Source organism: Allobosea sp. GW823-FHT01F03, from assembly GCF_058798075.1.
The window spans coordinates 2,773,665-2,791,536 of record NZ_CM179505.1 but is presented as its reverse complement, the minus strand read 5'-3'; the positions used below and the strand labels follow the sequence as shown (position 1 = coordinate 2,791,536).

The following is a 17,872-nucleotide window of genomic DNA, read 5'->3' as shown; positions in this document are numbered from 1 at the left end:
CGTTTTCCTGGAGAGGTCGCAGCCATGTTTGTCATCTTGCTCAGATTCTCCGGCGAGAAGGACCGAGCCGCCGAACTGATGGGCGGACATAACGCCTGGCTCGCACGCGGCTTCGCCGACGGCGTCTTCCTGCTCGCCGGCAGCCTCCAGCCGCAGCTCGGCGGCGCGATCCTGGCGCATGCGACGACGCTGCCCGAGCTTCAGGCCCGCGTGAGCGAAGATCCGTTCGTGGCGGAACGCATCGTCGAGGCCGAGATTCTCTCGATCACGCCCGGCAAGGCCGATGAGCGCCTCGCTTTCCTCCTCGGCGGCGGTGCGGCTGCCGGGATCGCCAACCGGTGAAAAGGACGATCGCGCTCCCCGGCGGAGTTCAGGCCGCCGGAAAGTCCGGCCGCCTGGGAATGGCGACTAATCCCGCATGCGCCTGACCGAGCGGGTCACCGTCGGCGCCGAGACGGCCCCGATCGCGCCGCCCGCGACCGCCCCGATCGGCCCGCCGATCAGCGCCCCCGTGCCCGCGCCTGCCGCGGCCCCGGCGATGCGTTGATCCGTGGTCGTGCAGGCGCCCAGCAGGGCCGCCAGGCAGCCCACCAACAGAAATGTCCTCATCTTCATCCTCAAGAATTCTCCGATGGGGCCAGGATGGGCGGGCATGGTCAACGGGACGTGAACAGCGCCCGCGACCGCCGCAGCACCTCAACCGGGCAGGACGGTCGGGCCGAAGACATGCTCGAACTGCGCCCGCAGGACGCTGTCGACCTCCGGCATGGTCAGCGGCAGGCCGAGATCGACCAGCGAGGTCACGCCATGGCCGGCGATGCCGCAGGGCACGATGCCGTCGAAATGCGAGAGCTCCGGCTCGACATTCAGCGAAATCCCGTGGAACGAGACCCAGCGTCGGACGCGGATGCCGAGCGCGGCGATCTTGTCCTCGACCTCGGCGCCCTTCTCCGGGCGGCGCACCCAGACGCCGACGCGCTCCTCGCGCCGTTCGCCGCGGATGTTGAACTGATCGAGCGTGCCGATCAGCCAGGCCTCCAGCGCGGCGACGAAGCGCCGGAGGTCGGGCTCGCGGCGCTTCAGGTCGAGCATCACATAGGCGACCCGCTGGCCGGGACCGTGATAGGTGAACTGCCCGCCCCGGCCGGTGCGGTGCACCGGGAATCGCCCCGGCGCCAACAGGTCCTCGTCCTTCGCGGAGGTGCCGGCGGTGTAGAGCGCGGGATGCTCGACCAGCCAGACCCGCTCGGCCGCAAGCCCGTCGGCGATAAGCGCCGCCCGTGCCTCCATTTCGGCGACGGCGGCCTCGTAACCGACCGGAGCCTCGGCAATCACCCATTCGACCGGCGGCGAACCTGCCTCGGGCAGGAAAGAAACCGCCAGCGCCTCGCGCGTCTTCACCTTGGATTAACCCTGTCCGTTCAACTCTCGGTAACCGGCTCGCCCTTGCCGTGCCGTGCTCATGCGCCGTTTTCCACGTCGCTGGCAAGTTCGTAGAATCGTTGTGAAGTAGGTCCCCGGAGGCGGATTTTGAAGGCTGATCTCGATCTCGTCTCGATAGAGCTGACCGTAGTGCTCGGTTCGACCCAGATGCCGATCTACAAATTGCTGCGCATGGGCCGCGGCGCGATCATCGAGCTCAATGCCAGCGAGACCGACGAAGTCCAGATTCTCGCCAACAACCACCCCTTCGCCAAGGGCCATGTCGTCGTCAGCGGCACCCGAATCTCGGTCGAGATCACCGAGATGCTGAAGCGCCCGACCGTGTTCACGCTCGACACCGTCGCCGAAGCCGCCTGAATCGCGCGCATTGCACAGCTCCGGGCGCCCCCGGCCTCGCCTTCAGGGGTTGTCCCCAGCGCCCCGCCTGCCGGAAACGGTCTTTGAGTCGCCCATTTTCGCGCTTTTCCGCCTGTTCCACGCCGAAAGAGACCGGTTTTCCCGGAGCCCGGCGTTTGCCGCCGAAACTTATCCCGATTTTCCTTCACAGCCTCTTGTGGCCTGAGATTCCATTTGGTAGACCCACGCCGCTCTCGGAGTTCACCGCCACTGCGCGGCCGAGCTTCGAGCCGCTGCGGTCATGGCGGAATTGGTAGACGCACTACCTTGAGGTGGTAGCGGGGAGACCCGTGGAGGTTCGAGTCCTCTTGACCGCACCAAATTTGGGCTGATGCCCCGGGAACGGCGATCCGCAAGGGTCGCCGTTTTTCGTTGCGGCTGCCGTGTTTTCGTCGCGAAACGGTCATGCCGCGTTGCCACGAGGGCGCGCCGCTGACACAAGGACGGCTCGCCGCCTGCAAGCGAATCCCCAGCCTCGAATCCTGGAGCCGGACCGATGGTGGAAGCCGAGAGCGCTCCCGACGAAAAGCTGGCGCGGCCGATCCGCGACGAAGACGGCGTCATGGACGAAGGATTCGTCGAGCAGGTCTCGCAAGCCGTCCTGCTCTCGGACCTGACGACGCTGCGCGATCTCGTCGGCGACCTGCACGAGGCCGATCTCGGCGGCTTGCTCGAAGCGCTCGACAGCGAGGAACGGCCGAAGCTGATCTCGCTGCTCGGCGGCGATTTCGACTTCACCGCGCTGACCGAGGTCGACGACGCCGTCCGCGAGGAGATTCTCGACGAGCTCTCGCCGGAAACGGTCGCCGAGGGCGTGCGCGAGCTCGACACCGACGACGCGGTCTACATCCTCGAGGACCTCGACGAGGCCGACAAGAAGGAGATTCTCGACCGGCTGAGCCCGGCCGAGCGCAGCGTGCTGCAACAGGGCCTCGACTATCCCGAGGGCTCGGCCGGCCGGCGCATGCAGGCCGAGCTGATCGCCGTGCCGCCCTTCTGGACCGTCGGCCAGACCATCGACTATCTGCGCGACACGCAGGACCTGCCCGAGCGCTTCTTCGAGATCTTCGTCGCCGACCCCGGCCACCGTTTCGTCGGCACGGTCCGGCTCGACCGGCTGCTGCGCACCAAGCGGCCGGTCAGCATCGCCGATCTGATCGAGGACGACCGCCGCATCGTCCAGGCCGATGACGACCTCGAGGACGTGGCGCGGATGTTCCAGCGCTACGATCTCGTCGCCGCCCCGGTCGTCGACAAGAGCGGCCGCCTCGTCGGCGTGATGACCATCGACGACGTCGTCGACGTCATCGAGGATGCGGCGGACGACGACGTCAAGCAGCTCGGCGGCGTCGATGCCGACGAAGAACTCTCCGACCCGGTCCGCGAGGTCGCGCTGAGCCGCTTCCGCTGGCGCTTCATCAGCCTGATCGCCGCCTTCATCAGCGCCTCGGTGATGGCGATGTTCGAGGCCCAGCTCTCCAAGCTGGTCGCCCTCGCCGTGCTCGCGCCGATCGTCGCCAGCCAGGGCGGCAATGCCGCGACCCAGACCATGACGGTGGCGATCCGCGCCCTCGGCACCGGCCAGCTCGGCAGCTGGAACCGGGCGCGCTTCTTCCGGCGCGAGATGATCGTCGGCCTGTTGAACGGCGTCGCCTTCGCGGTGATCACCGGCACGGTCTCCGGCTTCTGGTTCGGCAATCTGATGCTCGGCGTGGTGATCGCGCTCGCCATGGTCGCGACCCTTGTGGTCGCGGCGCTCGCCGGCGTCGTCGTGCCGCTCGCGCTCGACAAGGCCGGCATCGACCCGGCGATCTCGTCCGGCACCTTCGTCACCACGGTCACCGACGTCGTCGGATTCTTCTCCTTCCTCGGCATCGCGACGATCCTGCTGCGCCTGGGCTGACCCAGGGAAAGCCGCGACGGCGGAAGAAAAACCGGTAACGTAAACCGGGCGTCAAGATTTCTCCGCAATCTTGCCGAGGATGACGCCCCGCCGCATGCCACACCGATTTTCAGCCTCGCTCGTCCTCGCTGCCGCGCTCGCCGTGCTGGGTGGTTGCGTGGCGCTGGACCATTATCCGAGCAAGGGCGATGCGCGCCCCCATCCCGGCGTCGAGGCGGCGCGCCGATATCCGATCCAGGGCATCGACATCTCGCGCTGGCAGGGTGAGATCGACTGGGCCTCGGTCAAGGCCGCCGGCACCCGCTTTGCCTATATCAAGGCGACCGAGGGCGGCGACCATATCGATCCGGCCTTCCAGAGGAACTGGGAGGGCGCGCGCCGGGCCGGCGTGCCGCGCGGTGCCTATCACTTCGTCTACTGGTGCCGTCCGGCCCATGAGCAGGCGGTCTGGTTCAAGCAGCAGATCCCGAACGATCCCGACGCCCTGCCCCCGGTGCTCGACGTCGAGTGGAACGGCCATTCCAAGACCTGCCCGAAGAAGGTCGAGCGCTCGCTGGCGCTGGAGAAGATCCGGCTGATGCTGACCGAGCTAGAGCAGCTCACCGGCAAGAAGCCGGTGATCTACACCGACATCACCTTCCACAAGGACGTGCTGGAAGGCGAGTTCGACGACTACGCCTACTGGATCCGCTCGACCGCAGCCAAACCCGAGGCGCGCTACAACAACCGGCGCTGGTCGTTCTGGCAATTCACCACCACCGGCCGCATTCCCGGCATCAAGGGCGATGTCGACCGCAACGCCTTCTACGGCAACGAAGGCGAGTTCGCCGGCTGGCGCGAGGGCCGCTTCGACATCGGCACCCGGACCTGGACGCGCGAACGCGGCGTCCCGCCCAATCCGACCCCCGGCCCCGAACATCCTCCGGTCGCGACGCTGCCGGGCGCGGCCGCCCCGATCGCGGCATCGCGATTCCATCCGGCGAGCCTCGGCCAGGCCGCCGAGCAGGGCGAAGCCGAGGCGGAGTGAGCCGGCGGCGGCAGCGCCTCACCGGTTAACCAAGGCTGAAGCCGCTCGCTCGAATGCTAACCACCTCTTAACCCGGCGCCCGCCTATCCTGCCTGGACACAGGGAGGACCGTATGGCGCGCCGCGCTGAAACCAGTTCAGGAAAGCGGCGCATGCCCGGCCTTGGCTACCGCCTACTGATGACGGCAGGGCTCGGCCTGCTCTGCGCCACGCCCGCTCAGGCGCTCTACCCGAAAAAGGGCGATTCCAGCCCGCATGCCGGCGTCAGCGACGCCCGCCGGCGCTCGATCCAGGGCATCGACGTCTCGCGCTGGCAGGGCGACATCGACTGGGCCAGGGTCAAGGACGCCGGCACCCGCTTCGCCTTCATCAAGGCAACCGAGGGCGGTGACCATATCGACCCGAGTTTCCGCAAGAACTGGGAAGGCGCCAAGAAGGCCGGCGTGCCGCGCGGCGCCTACCACTTCGTCTATTGGTGCCGTCCGGCCAAGGATCAGGTGCGCTGGATGAAACGCCACATCCCGCGCGACGCCGACGCATTGCCGCCGGTGCTCGATGTCGAGTGGAACGGGCATTCGGAAGCCTGCGGCAAGAAGATTCCGCGCGCCAAGGCGCTCGCCAAGATCCGCGAGATGCTGAAAGGCCTGCAGGAGCATACCGGCAAGAAGCCGATCATCTACACCGACATCACCTTCCACGAGGACGTGCTGGAAGGCGAGTTCAACGACCACCCCTACTGGCTGCGCTCGACCGCGGCGCCGCTGCGCCATCGTTATGAGCGCAAGCAATGGGAATTCTGGCAGTTCACCGCGACCGGCCGCGTGCCCGGCATCACCGGGGATGTCGACCGCAATGCCTTCTTCGGCACGGAGCGCGAATTCACCGCCTGGCGTGAGGGCCGCTTCGACATCGGCGCGCGCCAATGGCGTGGCGGCGAGCCGAAGGTCGCGTCGCCCAAACCGGCCGCACGCCCCGCGGCCGTCGAGACGAAGCTCGCCCGCGGTACGCCACCGGCACTGGTGCCGGCCCCGCGGCCGCCGAAGGCATTGCTGACGCGCCAGGTCGCCAGCACGGGCTCGATCAAGCGAAACTAGAGCCTGCCGTTCTCACAGGTGGCTTCCCTCATCCTGGGCGAGCGTAGCTCGGCCCGGGGTCCATCGTAGAGCTCGGTATCCTACGATGGACTCCGGGTCTGCGCCGCCTCGCGGCTCGCGCAGAATGACGGCGGCGTGCCCGACTTCGATCAACAGGCTCTCGTTTGCAGACATGCCAGACGGACTGTCGCGAAACCGTCATATGACGGGCGCTGATGCTGGCGGACATCCCGTCAGCCGGAAGCAGCGTGTCGATACTTCAGGATATCCAGTCCCGGGCCGGTTTCATCTGGGCCTATCGCTTCGACGATGAGGGCCGTGCCAGCCTCGTGCCGCGCGACCGGGCCCCCGCACTCGCCCTCGACGGCGCCAAATTCGTCTGGCTCCATCTCGATCTCGTCCACAGCCGCACCAAGCAATGGATCGCCGAGCGCAGCGAGCTGCCGCTGGAGGCGCAGGCCGTCTTCCTGTCGCAGGACGAGCATCAGCGGCTCTATCACGACCCGGATTTCGTCTGGGGCATCACCTATGATCAGGTCCGCGAGGTCGACAGCCTCGCCGATGACTGGGGCATGATGCACTGGATCGTCGGCGAGCGCTTCCTGATCACCGGCCGCCGCCAGGCCCTGCAGGCGACGCGGCTGACCCGCGACACGCTGGAGGCGGGCTTTCGCGCCACCTCCCCCGAAATGCTGTTCGAGCGCGTCATCGAATTCGTGATCGAGGATGTCGCCGAGGATGTGAACCGCCTCGCCGACGACGCCGATTCGATCGAGGACCACATCATCGACGACCGGATCGGCGACGAGGCCCGCAAGCTCGGCGCGATCCGCCGGCGCACGGTCAGGCTGCACCGCCAGCTCAACGGGCTGCACCAGCTCTTTCGCCGCTTCCAGGAGACGGCCGCGGGGCGGGCAGCACCCGAGAAGGTCAGGAGCGCGACCGCAAGGCTGCTTCACCGCGTCGACACCATGCTGGGCGACGTCCAGCTCGTGCAGCAGCGCGCAAGGCTTCTGCAGGACGAGATCGCCGCCCGTCTCAGCGCCCAGACCAACCACCATCTCTACGTGCTCTCGATCCTGACCGCGACGCTGATGCCGGCGACGCTGGTCACCGGCTATTTCGGCGTCAACACCAAGGCCCTGCCCTTCCTCGAGACCGAGTTCGGCTGGCTCTATATTCTCGGCCTGTCGGGGCTGGCGGCGGGCGCGGTCTTCTGGCTGCTCAAGCGCCGAAACGTGATCGGTTGAGTGGCGCGAGGGTCTGCTCCGGCGCAAGCGAACCTTTACCGATGGTCCGCGTAGGATCTGCGGGAGTGGGAGCCTTGCACGGGAGAAAGCTTGTGCGCAGCAATGTGCTTGTCACTGGCGGCGGCGGACGGCTCGGGCGCGCTTTGTCGCAAGTCGGAGGCCCGGGCGTTCGTGGCCTGTCGAGCCGGGAACTCGACATCACCGATCCCGCCGCCGTCCGCTCGGCGCTCGATCGGCTGCGCCCGGCTGTCGTGATCAATGCCGCCGCGCTCAGCCGCGTCCAGGATTCCGACACCGCACCGGAGCGCGCGCGCGCCGTCAACGCCGAAGCGCCGGGCGATATCGCACGAGCCTGCGCGGAGCGCGGCCTGCCCCTGATCCAGATCTCGACCGACTATGTCTTCGGGGCCGAGACCCTGCGGCCCTGGCGCGAGTCGGATCCGGTATCGCCCGTCAACAGCTATGGCCGCCTGAAGGCCGAGGGCGAGCGCAACGTCCTCTCCGCCAGCGACAGGGCCTGCATCGCCCGTGTGGCCTGGCTCTTCGGCGATGGCGAGGATTTCATCGCGCCCCTGTTGCGGGGCGACACCGAGACCGTCAGGGTCGCCGACGATCAGATCGGCTCGCCGACGCCGATCGTCCCGCTGGCCGAGCGCCTGCTGGCGCTGGCCGGCCGGCTCGGCGCCGGCGAAGCCACGCCAAGAACGCTGCACATCGCCGGATCGCCGCCCGTATCACGCGCCGACTGGGTCGCCGCCGCGTTCGAGGCGCTGCATCGTGCCGGGCGGCAAACGCCAGCGCTTGTGCGGGTTCCGATGGCGGAGTTCGGCGGCACCGTCCGCCGGCCCCATTACAGCGCCCTCGATTGCAGCCTTGCGGCCGAACTCTTCGGTGGCGTGATCGACTGGAGGATCGCAGCCGCCCGACCCGAACTCTTCGCTGAACGGGTCCTGTCGGCTTAGCCGCGCAGGCCGCCCGCCACGGACGACCGCCATGGCGGACAACCGGCCTCCCCCCGCATGGCGGTCCGTCTCGGCTCAGTTTGCCGCCTTCGCGTCCGGGAAAACCCACTTGCCGCAGAGGATGGCTTGCTCGGGACGATAGAGCCGCACCGTATAGTTCCAGCCCTCGACGATCGGCAGGCAGTTCGGGATCTTGCCGTCACAGCCGCCGAGCTGGACGGTCACCGAACCATCCTCGCTTCTCTTCGCGGTGATGTCGTTGATCGAATAGGCATTGTAGGGGTTTTTCTCGAAGAATCCCTTTCGATTGTAGACGCTGATCGACCAGAATTCCTTCACCGGAACGGTCTTTGGCACATTGATGGTGTAGACCGTTTTGCCGTCGTTCTTCGCGGGCGTGAAGCTCGCGTAGATGGCGTCCTTGTCGGGAATGCCGCCCCATCCGGCGGCTGTGCCGATCAGGTGCTGGATCGGCTCGACCTCGCCACGGGCTCCGAAGGAACCGCGAAACGACGTCTGGTATTTTGCCAGCGCGAGCAGCGCATTGCGAACGCCCGTGAGGCTCTCCTCGTCCCAGTTCGGAAGCTCGAGCTTCCCTGAATCCTTCTGGCTGACCTTGATGGCGTCCTGCAGCGTGTGGACCTTTTCGAGATCCTTCGGATCGCCCGGATCGACCAGTGTTCGGATAGCGACGAACGCGTATCGCGTGCCGACCGTTTCCTTGGTCAGCGTAACCGGCTGCGTGCCGTAGGCGACGATCGGCAGGTAGTGATCCTGATCGACGACCATCATCGACATGTAGCGCTTGCCGGTGTCAGGCAGTGAAAGCGTGACCGGCCCGGCGGCAAGATCGAACACGGCAAACGAATAAAGCGTATCCCGGTTCATGCGAATGACCGTTTGCCGATCGATCGCCGTCGGCTCCCGGGAGTGCAGAAACCTGCCCAACCCGCCTACGGTCTTTGCGTTCGCCGCGAGGTAATGGTCGGTCTCGGCGCGGATGAAATTGTCGACGGTCACCGGCACTTTGCCGCCGCGTTCCTGGGCGAGCACTCCGGTCGCCAGCGCGGCCGATGCGAGCACGAGACCGATTCCAACCAATCGCAACATGGAACTTACCTCTTCTTTCAGGGATGGCGCCGGGCGAGGCGTTTCTGATCGCGCGCAGCACCGGCTGGTAATCGACTATTGCCCGGACAGCGCCGCGATCTCGGCAGCGCAATCCGGCGCCGGGCCCGTCCGCTTCGCCTTCGCAGCCTCGACCTCGGCCTTCGCGGCCTCGATATCGGCAAGGAAGGCCGGGTCTGTCTGCAGCCGCGCCACGGTCGCCGCGCCCATGATCCGCCCGGCATCGACATCGCTCTGCCAATGGGCGTTGCAGATCACGCGGCTTTGCCCGAATTCGAGACCGCGCTGGAGCAGCGCGTTCGAGCGCTCGGGGTTGATCTGCGCGAAGACGAGAGCCCAGCCCCAGCCAGCAGCGGTATGACCGGATGGATAGGAGCCGTCGCTCCGCAGAATCGCCTCCTGATCGGCCCGGCAGGTCGCTTCGCCGTGAACCACGAAGGGACGGACCCGGTTGTACTTGTTCTTCACGCCATAGGTGGAGAGGCCGAAATCCGAGAGCGTCTTCTGCATCATCGCGTAGAGGCGCGGCGTCTGCTCGGCGTCGATCCTGACGCCCATCGCGCAGGAGAAATTGTCGGCGGCCTGCGGAAAGGCGAGATCGGCATCGGTGAAGGCGAGCTTCCAGCGCGCGCTGTCTCGCAGGGGGATCGTCGCCTTGCGCGCCTCCTCGTCCCGGGCCAGGGCAGCCGAGTCCTTTTCAGGGGGTGAGCCGAGCAGGAGCAGGCTGTTCGGCAAGTCGGACTGCTTCAGATAGCCCGGCGCGATCTTGAAATGCGGATCCGTGACCTTGGGCTGGGCCTCGGCGGTCTGCGCGAGAGCCCGCCCCCCAAGCGCCAGCAGGGCAAGCGCGGAAACAGCCGCGGCGCGTACCGTATTGCCAGTCACGAGCATTGCCACCCCTTTCGACATCGCCGAGTTCACGAACAGCCCGGTTAGAATCAGCATGTCGCAGCCAGGGCGGGGCCGCGCCGCGTCACCTCTCAGGAAAAGCCGCCGGAGTGCCGGCACCCCGCCGATTGCCCTCGAGCCGGCAGGCGAACTCCGTCGCGCTCATTTCGCGCATGGGCAGAGCGCCGGTCTTGCCATTTCGCGACAACCACGAGCCGCTATGCTCCAATCTCGCCGGCGGCGAATCCCCCGAAAGCCGGCCTTGCGGAAGGCGTCACCCTGATGATCGCGGCGAGGTCGAATGGCTGACATCCCTCTGACGCGCGGCCAGTTTCTGCTCCCTTTCGTCGGCATCCTCGACGATATCGGCGCGCCGACCGATAAGCTCCTGGAGAAGTCCCGGCTGCCATCCTCTCTGGAGGACAAGAGCGAGCTCTACATTCCGCTCCTGCCGGCGCTGCGCTTCGTGGAAACCACACAGCGCTCCCAGGGCATCGAGGATTTCGGCTTTCTCGCCGCACAGCGCCTGCATTTTTCCCATCTGAGGGAAAAGACCCGGGTCCTGATCGCCCACGCCCCGACGCTGCTCGTCGCGCTGCGACACGCCTGCCATTGGGCGTCGCGGGAAGATACGATCCTGAGCATGTGGATCGAGCACCACGATGATCACGTGCGGATCTGCAGCAGGCTCGCCGGGACACAGGGGCTGCTGCATCTGAAACACACACAATGGATCCAGAACATCTTCCCGATCCACATCATCAGGCAATTCGCCGAACCGGACTGGATGCCGGCGGCGATCGCCTTCGAATCGTCCTATGCGCCGAGCCGCGCGACACGCGCCGCATGGCCGAATGTCCGGTTTCTCTCGAACCAGCATGCCGCCTGGGTCAGCCTGCCGGTCTCGCTCCTTGGCCTCTCCAACCGCTCGGCGGCTTGCCTCCCTCCGCTGCAGGATCGCGAGGACGCCCCTGCGGCCTATGACATCGTCCAGCTGCTCAAGCTGATGTTGCCGGCCTATCTCGACGATGGCAGAACCGCCCTCACCGACATCGCCGGGATTGCCGGCCTTTCTCCCCGGACCTTTCAACGCAAGCTCGCCGATCTCGGCCTGACCTATTCGGACATACTCGACACCGTCAGATACGAGCATGCGAGCGGGCTGCTGCGCGACACCGATTGCCGGATCATCGACGTCGCCCTGTCCTCCGGCTACTCGGATCCCGCCCATTTCAGCCGCGCCTTTCGCCGTATGACGGGTGTCACGCCGCGTCAGTTCCGCAAGCAGTCGAGGCTGGGCTGAATTGGTTGCGTTGAGCGCGATCCCGTTCGGGCGGCGGAGTGATTGCCGTGATGCGGCACGGTCTATAGCATCGGACCGAAAAGTGGACTCCACTTTTCGGAAAACTCCGATGCAATAACAATGAGATAGATCGCCGTGCCCGCGTCCGAACGGACGCGCGGCGATCTACCGGTCACTCGAGCCGCGCAAGGCAATAGGCTGAAACAGGAGCCCACCAGGAACCGCCCCGAGGCGAGGCCGGTATTGAATATGCCCAGCGCCCTGTCCGACGGAGCTGCGGGTCCCTTGCCCTCCGGTCAGGCGATCTTCGGCATGAACTGCGCTGCGAGCAGGATGCGCTTCTGACGTGCCGACACGTCTTGCGGACTCCAGCGGAAATGCAGGCGATGCACATACACCCAGCCGAGCTTCATCGGCGTGTGCCGGCGCAATCGCGATAGCCATGGCGTGGCATCATGGTTCGTCACCACGCTTCCACCGCCCATCATCGAATAATATCGCCCCAGCGTGCGGCCATATTGCGCATTGTCCTGCTGCGCGCGCGGCAGGGTCAGCGCGTAGCTGCGATCGACATGGTCGAAGACCTTGGTTCCAGGATTGCGCAGCCAATGGCCGACCTCATGGGCCGCAGCGATCTGGCCGGTCTCGCCACCGATTCCGCGCGCGCGCCCTGCGGTGAAGCGGTTCACGGTGAACAGCACGCTCTCATCGGTGATGCGGGTCATCCGATCGCGAAAGCTATCGCCCGGATTCGCCAGATGCGCGACTTCGATGATGGCGTGGCTGTCCGCGCCGGCCGGCTGCAGATCGACTTCGAGCACGCCCACGACATGCGCCGGCGCTTTCGGGTTGCCGATCAGCTGCTTGAACTCCGCGTCGCTCAGCGTGTCGCCTTTTTCGACCGGCAGGAACACCATCTGGTTGTTCCAGGCATTTTCGACCGTGTGCTTGAAGCGCGGGGTAAAGGCCTGCCATTCGCTGGCGAGCCAACTCCGGCAAGGCACGGGCTGGCTGCTCGCATCGATGACACTGCCCCGTTTGATGGCGGCCTGGTTCGCTGCGAGATGCGATGGCGGCGCCGGTCCCGGTCGCGTCCCCGGCAATTTGGCGCCGTGGCCCGTCCTCGCCCACGCGGTCGAGGGATCGAGCGGGACGAGCGTCACCTTCAACCTGATGCGGATCTGTGCCGGTCGCCCCGGCCCTGCCGGATCGAAGAACGAGTCGTAATTGGGCTCGAGGATGGAAGCACGGATCGCCATTTGATCACCTGTCTCGGAGAACAAGCAAATCGACGCGCACAACATCGCGCTCAGGCACGGCCATCGCCCTCAGGATAGCAGCGGCCTGCTTCGCCGAGAAGCCGGAGGACCGCATCGCCGGTCCCATTCGCGCGAGCGCCTGCGCATCGGCGCAGAACCAACTGCCGGCTCCCGCAAGCTGACTTGCTCGCCGGGCGCGCGCTATAATGCTGGAAAGGGGCGCGGCAGCGCCCCGCCTGTTTCCAGCCGGGAGGTCACCATGCTCGCCAACGCGCCGCGCCCGTTCAATTTCGACCTCGGCGAGACCGCCGACGCGATCCGCGACACCGTCCATGCCTTCGCGCAGGAAAAGATCGCCCCGCGCGCCGAGGAAATCGACAGGACGAACCAGTTCCCGCGTGATCTCTGGCCGCAAATGGGCGCGCTCGGCCTGCACGGCATCACCGTCCCGGAGGAATATGGCGGCGCCGGCCTCGGTTATCTCGAGCATTGCGTCGCGATCGAGGAGGTCAGCCGCGCCTCGGCCTCGGTCGGCCTCAGCTACGGCGCCCATTCCAATCTCTGCGTCAACCAGATCGCCCGCAACGGCAACGATGCACAAAAGAAGAAGTATCTGCCCAAGCTGATCTCCGGCGAGCATGTCGGTGCGCTCGCCATGTCCGAGCCGGGCTCGGGCTCCGACGTCGTCTCGATGAAGACCAGGGCGGTCAGGAAGGGCGACCGCTATGTCCTGACCGGCAACAAGATGTGGATCACCAACGGCCCGATCGCCGAGACGCTGGTGGTCTACGCCAAGACCGATCCGGAGGCCGGTCCCAAGGGCATCACCGCCTTCCTGATCGAGAAGGGCATGAAGGGTTTCTCGACCCATCAGAAGCTCGACAAGCTCGGCATGCGCGGCTCGGACACCTGCGAGCTCGTCTTCGAGGACTGCGAGGTTCCCGAGGAGAATGTGCTCGGCTCGGTCGGGCGCGGCGTCAACGTGCTGATGAGCGGGCTCGACTATGAGCGCGTCGTGCTCTCGGCCGGTCCGCTCGGCATCATGCAGGCGGCGATGGACATCGTTCTGCCCTATATCCACGAGCGCAAGCAGTTCGGCCAGTCGATCGGCGAGTTCCAGCTCGTCCAGGGCAAGGTCGCCGACATGTATGTCGCGATGAACTCCTGCAAGGCCTATGTCTACGCCGTCGCCAAGGCCTGCGACCGGGCCGAGACCACCCGCGAGGACGCCGCCGGCGCCATCCTGATCGCCGCCGAGAAGGCGACCCAGCTGGCGCTGGACGCGATCCAGCTGCTCGGCGGCAACGGCTACATCAACGACTACCCGACCGGCCGCCTGCTGCGCGACGCCAAGCTCTACGAGATCGGCGCCGGCACCAGCGAGATCCGCCGCATGCTGATCGGCCGGGAATTGTTCAACAAGACGAAGTGAGGCATTCGCAGAGTGCGTCATGCTCGGGCTTGACCCCAGCATCTCCCGATGGCGTGCTCGCCGTCATGCTCGCCCTTGTGGCGAGCATCCACGTCTTGACCACCGCGCGGGTTGCGGAAAGACGTGGATGGTCGGGACAAGCCCGACCATGACGGCAGTGTCACGACGGAAAGCGCGATGCCCCTCTATTTCGCCTATGGCCTCAATATGGACGTCGCCGGCATGGCGCAGCGCTGCCCGCGCGCAAAACCGCTCGGCCTCGCCCGGCTGCCGCGCCACCGCTTCATCGTCAGCACGGATGGCTACGCGACGGTGATCCGCGATCCCCGCGAGAACGTCCATGGCGTGCTCTGGGATTGCGCGCTCGGCGACATCCGCACGCTCGACAAGTTCGAGGACCTCGCCAGCGGGCTCTACGTCAAGATCAGCCAACCGGTCATCGTCGAGGGCGGGGCGAAGCGGGCGCTGATCTATATCGGGCGCAGCGGCTCGCCCGGAAAGCCCAGGCCCGGCTATCTCGAACAGGTCGTCGCCGCAGCGAAAGACTGGGCTTTGCCAGAGCCTTACGTCGCCGGCATGACTCAGTTCCTGAGCAAGCCGAATCTCGATCTGAAGTCCCTGAATCAGGATGCCAGCGCGGCATTGCCGCCCGGCCCGGTCCCGGGCGTTCGCCCGCGGGCCGTCGCGCCGAAGTAAGGACATCGAGGCCGCAGGCCGGATCAGCGCGAGTTGCCCCCTCTCCCCCTGCGGGAGAGGGTTGGGGTGAGGGGTCGCGCGACGCTGCCGACGGCATTGCCGCCAGCCGACAAGGTTGGCACGACCCCTCATCCGGCCCTTCGGGCGACCTTCTCCCGCAAGGGGAGAAGGAAGGCACTACGCCACCAGCCCTTTCGCCAGCTCGCTGACCTGCTTCTCGAACAGCGCCCGGTAGGCCCCGTCCTGCCGCGTCAGCAGCGCCTCGTGCGGCCCCTCCTCCACGACCGTGCCGCGGTCGAAGACGAGGATCCGGTCCATGGCGCGCACCGTCGAGAGCCGGTGCGCGATGACGATGGTGGTGCGGCCTTCCATCAGCCGCTCCATCGCCTCCTGGATCAGCGCCTCCGATTCCGAGTCGAGGCTCGATGTCGCCTCGTCCAGGATCAGGATCGGTGCATCGGCCAGGAAGGCTCGGGCCAGCGCCACCCTTTGCCGCTCGCCGCCCGAAAGCTTGACGCCGCGCTCGCCGACGAGCGTGCCGTAGCCCTTGGGCAGGCGCATGATGAACTCATGCGCATTGGCGAGCTTCGCCGCCTGCTCGATCTGGGCCTGCGAGGCGCCCGGCCTGCCATAGGCTATGTTGTCGGCCAGCGAGCGGTGGAACAGCACCGGTTCCTGCTGCACGATCGCGATCTGGGCGCGCAGGGAGGCCTGCGTCGCCGTCGCGATGTCGCGCCCGTCGATGGCGATACGCCCGCCCGTGACGTCGTAGAGCCGCTGCACCAGCTTGACGAAGGTTGTCTTGCCGGAGCCGGAGCGCCCGACGAGGCCGACCTTCTCGCCGGCTTTGATCGTCAGCGAGAAGTCGCGATAAAGCGGCTCGACATGGCCCCCATAGTGGAAGGTCACGCGCTCGAAGGCGATCTCGCCGGCCGTCACGTTCATCGCCGTCGAACCGGGACGATCCGGCACGCCGAAGGGCAGCTCGTGCATCGCGACCAGCTCCTCCATGTCGTTCACCGAACGCTGGAGGTTGTGGATGTGCTGGCCGACATCACGCAGATAACCATGCACCACCGCATAGCTGGTCAGCACGAAGGCGACGTCGCCCGGGCTCGCCTGCCCCTGTGCCCAGAGCCAGATCACGAGGCCGATCACCGCGGCGCGCAAGGCCAGCAGCACGATCTGCTGGGCCGTGCCCGAGGTCGTGCCGCGCAGCCAGGTGCGCCGCGTACGCTGCGCCCATTTCGCCACCACGCTGCCGAGCCGGCTGTCCTCGCGGCCTTCGGCGCCGAAGGCCTTGACCACCGGATTGCACGAGATCGCATCGGCCAGCGCGCCGCCAAGCCTCGTATCCCAGCTGTTGGCGAGCGTCGCCGCCGGCGCGACATAGCCGAGCGAGAGCGCCACCGTCACCGCGATGTAGATCACCGCGCCGGCGAGTACGACCGCGCCCATCGCCGGCCAGTGCCAGGCGAGCAGCACCGTGGTGCCGAGCAGCACCACCAGCGAAGGCAGCAGCGCGATCAGCACGGTATCGGTCAGCAGGTCGAGCGCCCACATGCCGCGCGTGATCTTGCGCACCGTCGAGCCCGCGAAGTTGTTGGCGTGCCAGTCGGTCGAGAAACGTTGCAGACGCGCGAAGGCCTCGCCGGCAACGTCCGCCATGGTGCGCAGCGTCATCTCGGTGATGCCGACGAAGGACAGGTGCCGGAAGAACACCGTGCCGGCACCGAGCGCGATCATCATGCCGAGCGCCCAGAGGGCCGGATCGAGGCCGGCCGCGCGCTCGCCCGAGACGGCATCGACCAGCCGCCCGGCATAGAGCGGCATGAACAGATCGGCGGCCGTCGCCGCCATCACAGTCAAGACGACTCCCGCAACCCGCCAGGGCTGGCGGGCCCAATGTGAAAAAGTGAAGCCGAGAACGGCACGGAACGGCTCCCGCCGCCCCGGTTTCGAGGAAAGAGACATGAAAGCATCCGGTCGGCGAGAGACCGGCTCCAAATCAAGATGAAGCGCGACCGCGGCCGCGGGCTTCAGAAAAAGCGATGGAAATATTGGCTCGGGCCGCCGAAGAGGCGGGCCACGGGCGAGTCCGACCTAGTGGAAGGACCGCTTTGGGGGAGTGGCGGTGATGAAGAATTGCATTCAGCCCTCCCTTTCATGAGTTGGAGCCAGAAAGACAGAATGCCGCATGCCCGCTTATTGTGCAAGCGGCGTGTGATGCATGGGGTGGTTGCAGCCCATGGGAAGGAAGCGCTCGCATTCCCGCCGAAATGAACCGTCACCCGCGCGCGACGATTCGCGAGAGATGCCTACTTCCAGAACAGCGCCAGCAGCCTGATCCCGATCACCAGCAGGAAGCCGGCGATGATCGTGCCGAGCACGCGCTGGCGCTTCGCCCGGTCCGGAAATTTCCGGGCGATCAGCCGGCCGAGCGGCTTGCGGAACAGGAAGGCGACGACCGCCAGGACGATCAGGAAATGCGACAAGACGCCCGCTCAGCCCTTCTCAGCCCTTCCTGGGCTCGGGCTCCTCGAAGGGCGCGCCGGCCTTCTTCCAGGCGCCGAAGCCGCCGGCGATATGCGCGACCGGCTTCAGCCCCATCTCCTGCGCCACCTGCGCCGCCAGCGCCGAGCGCCAGCCGCCGGCGCAGAAGAAGACGAACTGCTTGTCCTCCTGGAAGACCGGCTTGGCATAAGGGCTTTCCGGGTCGATCCAGAATTCCAGCATGCCGCGCGGGCAATGGAAGGCGCCCGGCATCTTGCCTTCGCGCTCGCGCTCGCGCGGATCGCGCAGATCGACGAAGACCGTGTCGTCGCGCCCGGACAGCACCTGCGCCTCCTCGACCGACAGCGTCTTCACCTTGGCTTCGGCCTCGGCCAGCAGCGCCTTGTAGCCCTTGGTGATCGTCTGCGGCATCCCGGCCTCCCCATGCGCCCGTCTCCGGCGCGGCGCGCAAGGTGGCGCCTGTGCAGGGCCGCGTCAATCGCACTTGCCGCAGGCCGGCCCCGCAGCCAATCTGCGCGCCGCTGGAGCCCGTTCCGATCGGCTTGCACGACAAGCTGACCGACAGAGCGGCCTTTATC

General features: G+C 66.6%; 18 protein-coding genes and 1 tRNA gene. 11 read left to right on the top strand and 8 right to left on the bottom strand.

Going from position 1 to position 17,872, the window contains the following annotated elements:
- Positions 1-24: 24 nt before the first annotated feature.
- Positions 25-342: a YciI family protein gene (locus AC3RCC_RS13470; RefSeq protein ID WP_492258693.1), complete on the top strand. Its 318-nt coding sequence runs from the start codon at positions 25-27 to the stop codon at positions 340-342.
- Positions 343-408: 66 nt separating this feature from the next.
- Here AC3RCC_RS13470 and AC3RCC_RS13465 read toward each other — a convergent pair whose 3' ends face one another.
- Entirely contained in the window at positions 409-609 is a 201-nt protein-coding gene (locus tag AC3RCC_RS13465) for a hypothetical protein (RefSeq protein WP_492258692.1), read from the bottom strand.
- A gap of 87 nt (positions 610-696) precedes the next feature.
- Entirely contained in the window at positions 697-1,401 is a 705-nt protein-coding gene (gene lipB / locus AC3RCC_RS13460; RefSeq protein ID WP_291640822.1) for a lipoyl(octanoyl) transferase LipB, read from the bottom strand.
- 129 nt (positions 1,402-1,530) lie between these two features.
- Between lipB and AC3RCC_RS13455 the strand changes: the two genes are divergently transcribed.
- From AC3RCC_RS13455 to AC3RCC_RS13425, 7 genes are all read left to right on the top strand, one after another.
- On the top strand, positions 1,531-1,800 hold the full coding sequence (locus AC3RCC_RS13455) for a FliM/FliN family flagellar motor switch protein (protein WP_291640819.1): 270 nt from the start codon (positions 1,531-1,533) through the stop codon (positions 1,798-1,800).
- 274 nt (positions 1,801-2,074) lie between these two features.
- Positions 2,075-2,159 (top strand) — tRNA-Leu (locus tag AC3RCC_RS13450).
- A gap of 176 nt (positions 2,160-2,335) precedes the next feature.
- Positions 2,336-3,742 (top strand): magnesium transporter, encoded by a 1,407-nt coding sequence (mgtE, locus tag AC3RCC_RS13445; protein WP_291640817.1) that lies wholly within the window; start codon positions 2,336-2,338, stop codon positions 3,740-3,742.
- A 94-nt stretch (positions 3,743-3,836) separates the two neighbouring features.
- Complete coding sequence (locus AC3RCC_RS13440; RefSeq protein ID WP_492258691.1) at positions 3,837-4,769, top strand: glycoside hydrolase family 25 protein; 933 nt, start codon at positions 3,837-3,839, stop codon at positions 4,767-4,769.
- A gap of 151 nt (positions 4,770-4,920) precedes the next feature.
- Complete coding sequence (locus AC3RCC_RS13435; protein WP_492258690.1) at positions 4,921-5,862, top strand: glycoside hydrolase family 25 protein; 942 nt, start codon at positions 4,921-4,923, stop codon at positions 5,860-5,862.
- A gap of 248 nt (positions 5,863-6,110) precedes the next feature.
- Positions 6,111-7,112, top strand: a complete 1,002-nt coding sequence (locus tag AC3RCC_RS13430) for a CorA family divalent cation transporter (protein WP_291640813.1) — start codon at positions 6,111-6,113, stop codon at positions 7,110-7,112.
- A gap of 92 nt (positions 7,113-7,204) precedes the next feature.
- Positions 7,205-8,074 carry an SDR family oxidoreductase gene (locus AC3RCC_RS13425; protein ID WP_492258689.1) on the top strand — a complete coding sequence of 290 codons (870 nt, stop codon included), beginning with the start codon at positions 7,205-7,207 and terminating at the stop codon, positions 8,072-8,074.
- Positions 8,075-8,149: 75 nt separating this feature from the next.
- Here AC3RCC_RS13425 and AC3RCC_RS13420 read toward each other — a convergent pair whose 3' ends face one another.
- The gene (locus AC3RCC_RS13420; RefSeq protein ID WP_492258688.1) at positions 8,150-9,184 is read right to left on the bottom strand and encodes a DUF1254 domain-containing protein; all 1,035 of its coding nucleotides are present in this window, start codon (positions 9,182-9,184) and stop codon (positions 8,150-8,152) included.
- A gap of 75 nt (positions 9,185-9,259) precedes the next feature.
- Positions 9,260-10,147 carry an acid phosphatase gene (locus tag AC3RCC_RS13415; protein WP_492258687.1) on the bottom strand — a complete coding sequence of 296 codons (888 nt, stop codon included), beginning with the start codon at positions 10,145-10,147 and terminating at the stop codon, positions 9,260-9,262.
- A 244-nt stretch (positions 10,148-10,391) separates the two neighbouring features.
- On the opposite strand from AC3RCC_RS13415, the gene AC3RCC_RS13410 reads away from it, so the two are divergent.
- On the top strand, positions 10,392-11,393 hold the full coding sequence (locus AC3RCC_RS13410) for a helix-turn-helix transcriptional regulator (protein ID WP_492258686.1): 1,002 nt from the start codon (positions 10,392-10,394) through the stop codon (positions 11,391-11,393).
- A gap of 296 nt (positions 11,394-11,689) precedes the next feature.
- Here AC3RCC_RS13410 and AC3RCC_RS13405 read toward each other — a convergent pair whose 3' ends face one another.
- Entirely contained in the window at positions 11,690-12,697 is a 1,008-nt protein-coding gene (locus AC3RCC_RS13405; protein ID WP_492258685.1) for a hypothetical protein, read from the bottom strand.
- Positions 12,698-12,911: 214 nt separating this feature from the next.
- Here AC3RCC_RS13405 and AC3RCC_RS13400 point away from each other — a divergent pair, with 214 nt between their 5' ends.
- Both AC3RCC_RS13400 and AC3RCC_RS13395 read left to right on the top strand, forming a co-directional pair.
- A complete protein-coding gene (locus AC3RCC_RS13400) occupies positions 12,912-14,084 on the top strand; it encodes an isovaleryl-CoA dehydrogenase (RefSeq protein ID WP_492258684.1) in 1,173 nt (390 codons plus the stop codon).
- Between the two features lie 177 nt (positions 14,085-14,261).
- Entirely contained in the window at positions 14,262-14,780 is a 519-nt protein-coding gene (locus AC3RCC_RS13395; RefSeq protein WP_492258683.1) for a gamma-glutamylcyclotransferase family protein, read from the top strand.
- Positions 14,781-14,957: 177 nt separating this feature from the next.
- On the opposite strand, the gene AC3RCC_RS13390 is transcribed toward AC3RCC_RS13395, so the two are convergent.
- The 3 genes from AC3RCC_RS13390 to AC3RCC_RS13380 form a co-directional block, all read right to left on the bottom strand.
- Positions 14,958-16,754: an ABC transporter ATP-binding protein gene (locus AC3RCC_RS13390; protein ID WP_492258682.1), complete on the bottom strand. Its 1,797-nt coding sequence runs from the start codon at positions 16,752-16,754 to the stop codon at positions 14,958-14,960.
- Positions 16,755-17,098: 344 nt separating this feature from the next.
- Positions 17,099-17,275 carry a hypothetical protein gene (locus AC3RCC_RS13385; RefSeq protein WP_291640793.1) on the bottom strand — a complete coding sequence of 59 codons (177 nt, stop codon included), beginning with the start codon at positions 17,273-17,275 and terminating at the stop codon, positions 17,099-17,101.
- 19 nt (positions 17,276-17,294) lie between these two features.
- On the bottom strand, positions 17,295-17,705 hold the full coding sequence (locus tag AC3RCC_RS13380; protein ID WP_291640792.1) for a rhodanese-like domain-containing protein: 411 nt from the start codon (positions 17,703-17,705) through the stop codon (positions 17,295-17,297).
- Positions 17,706-17,872: the final 167 nt, after the last annotated feature.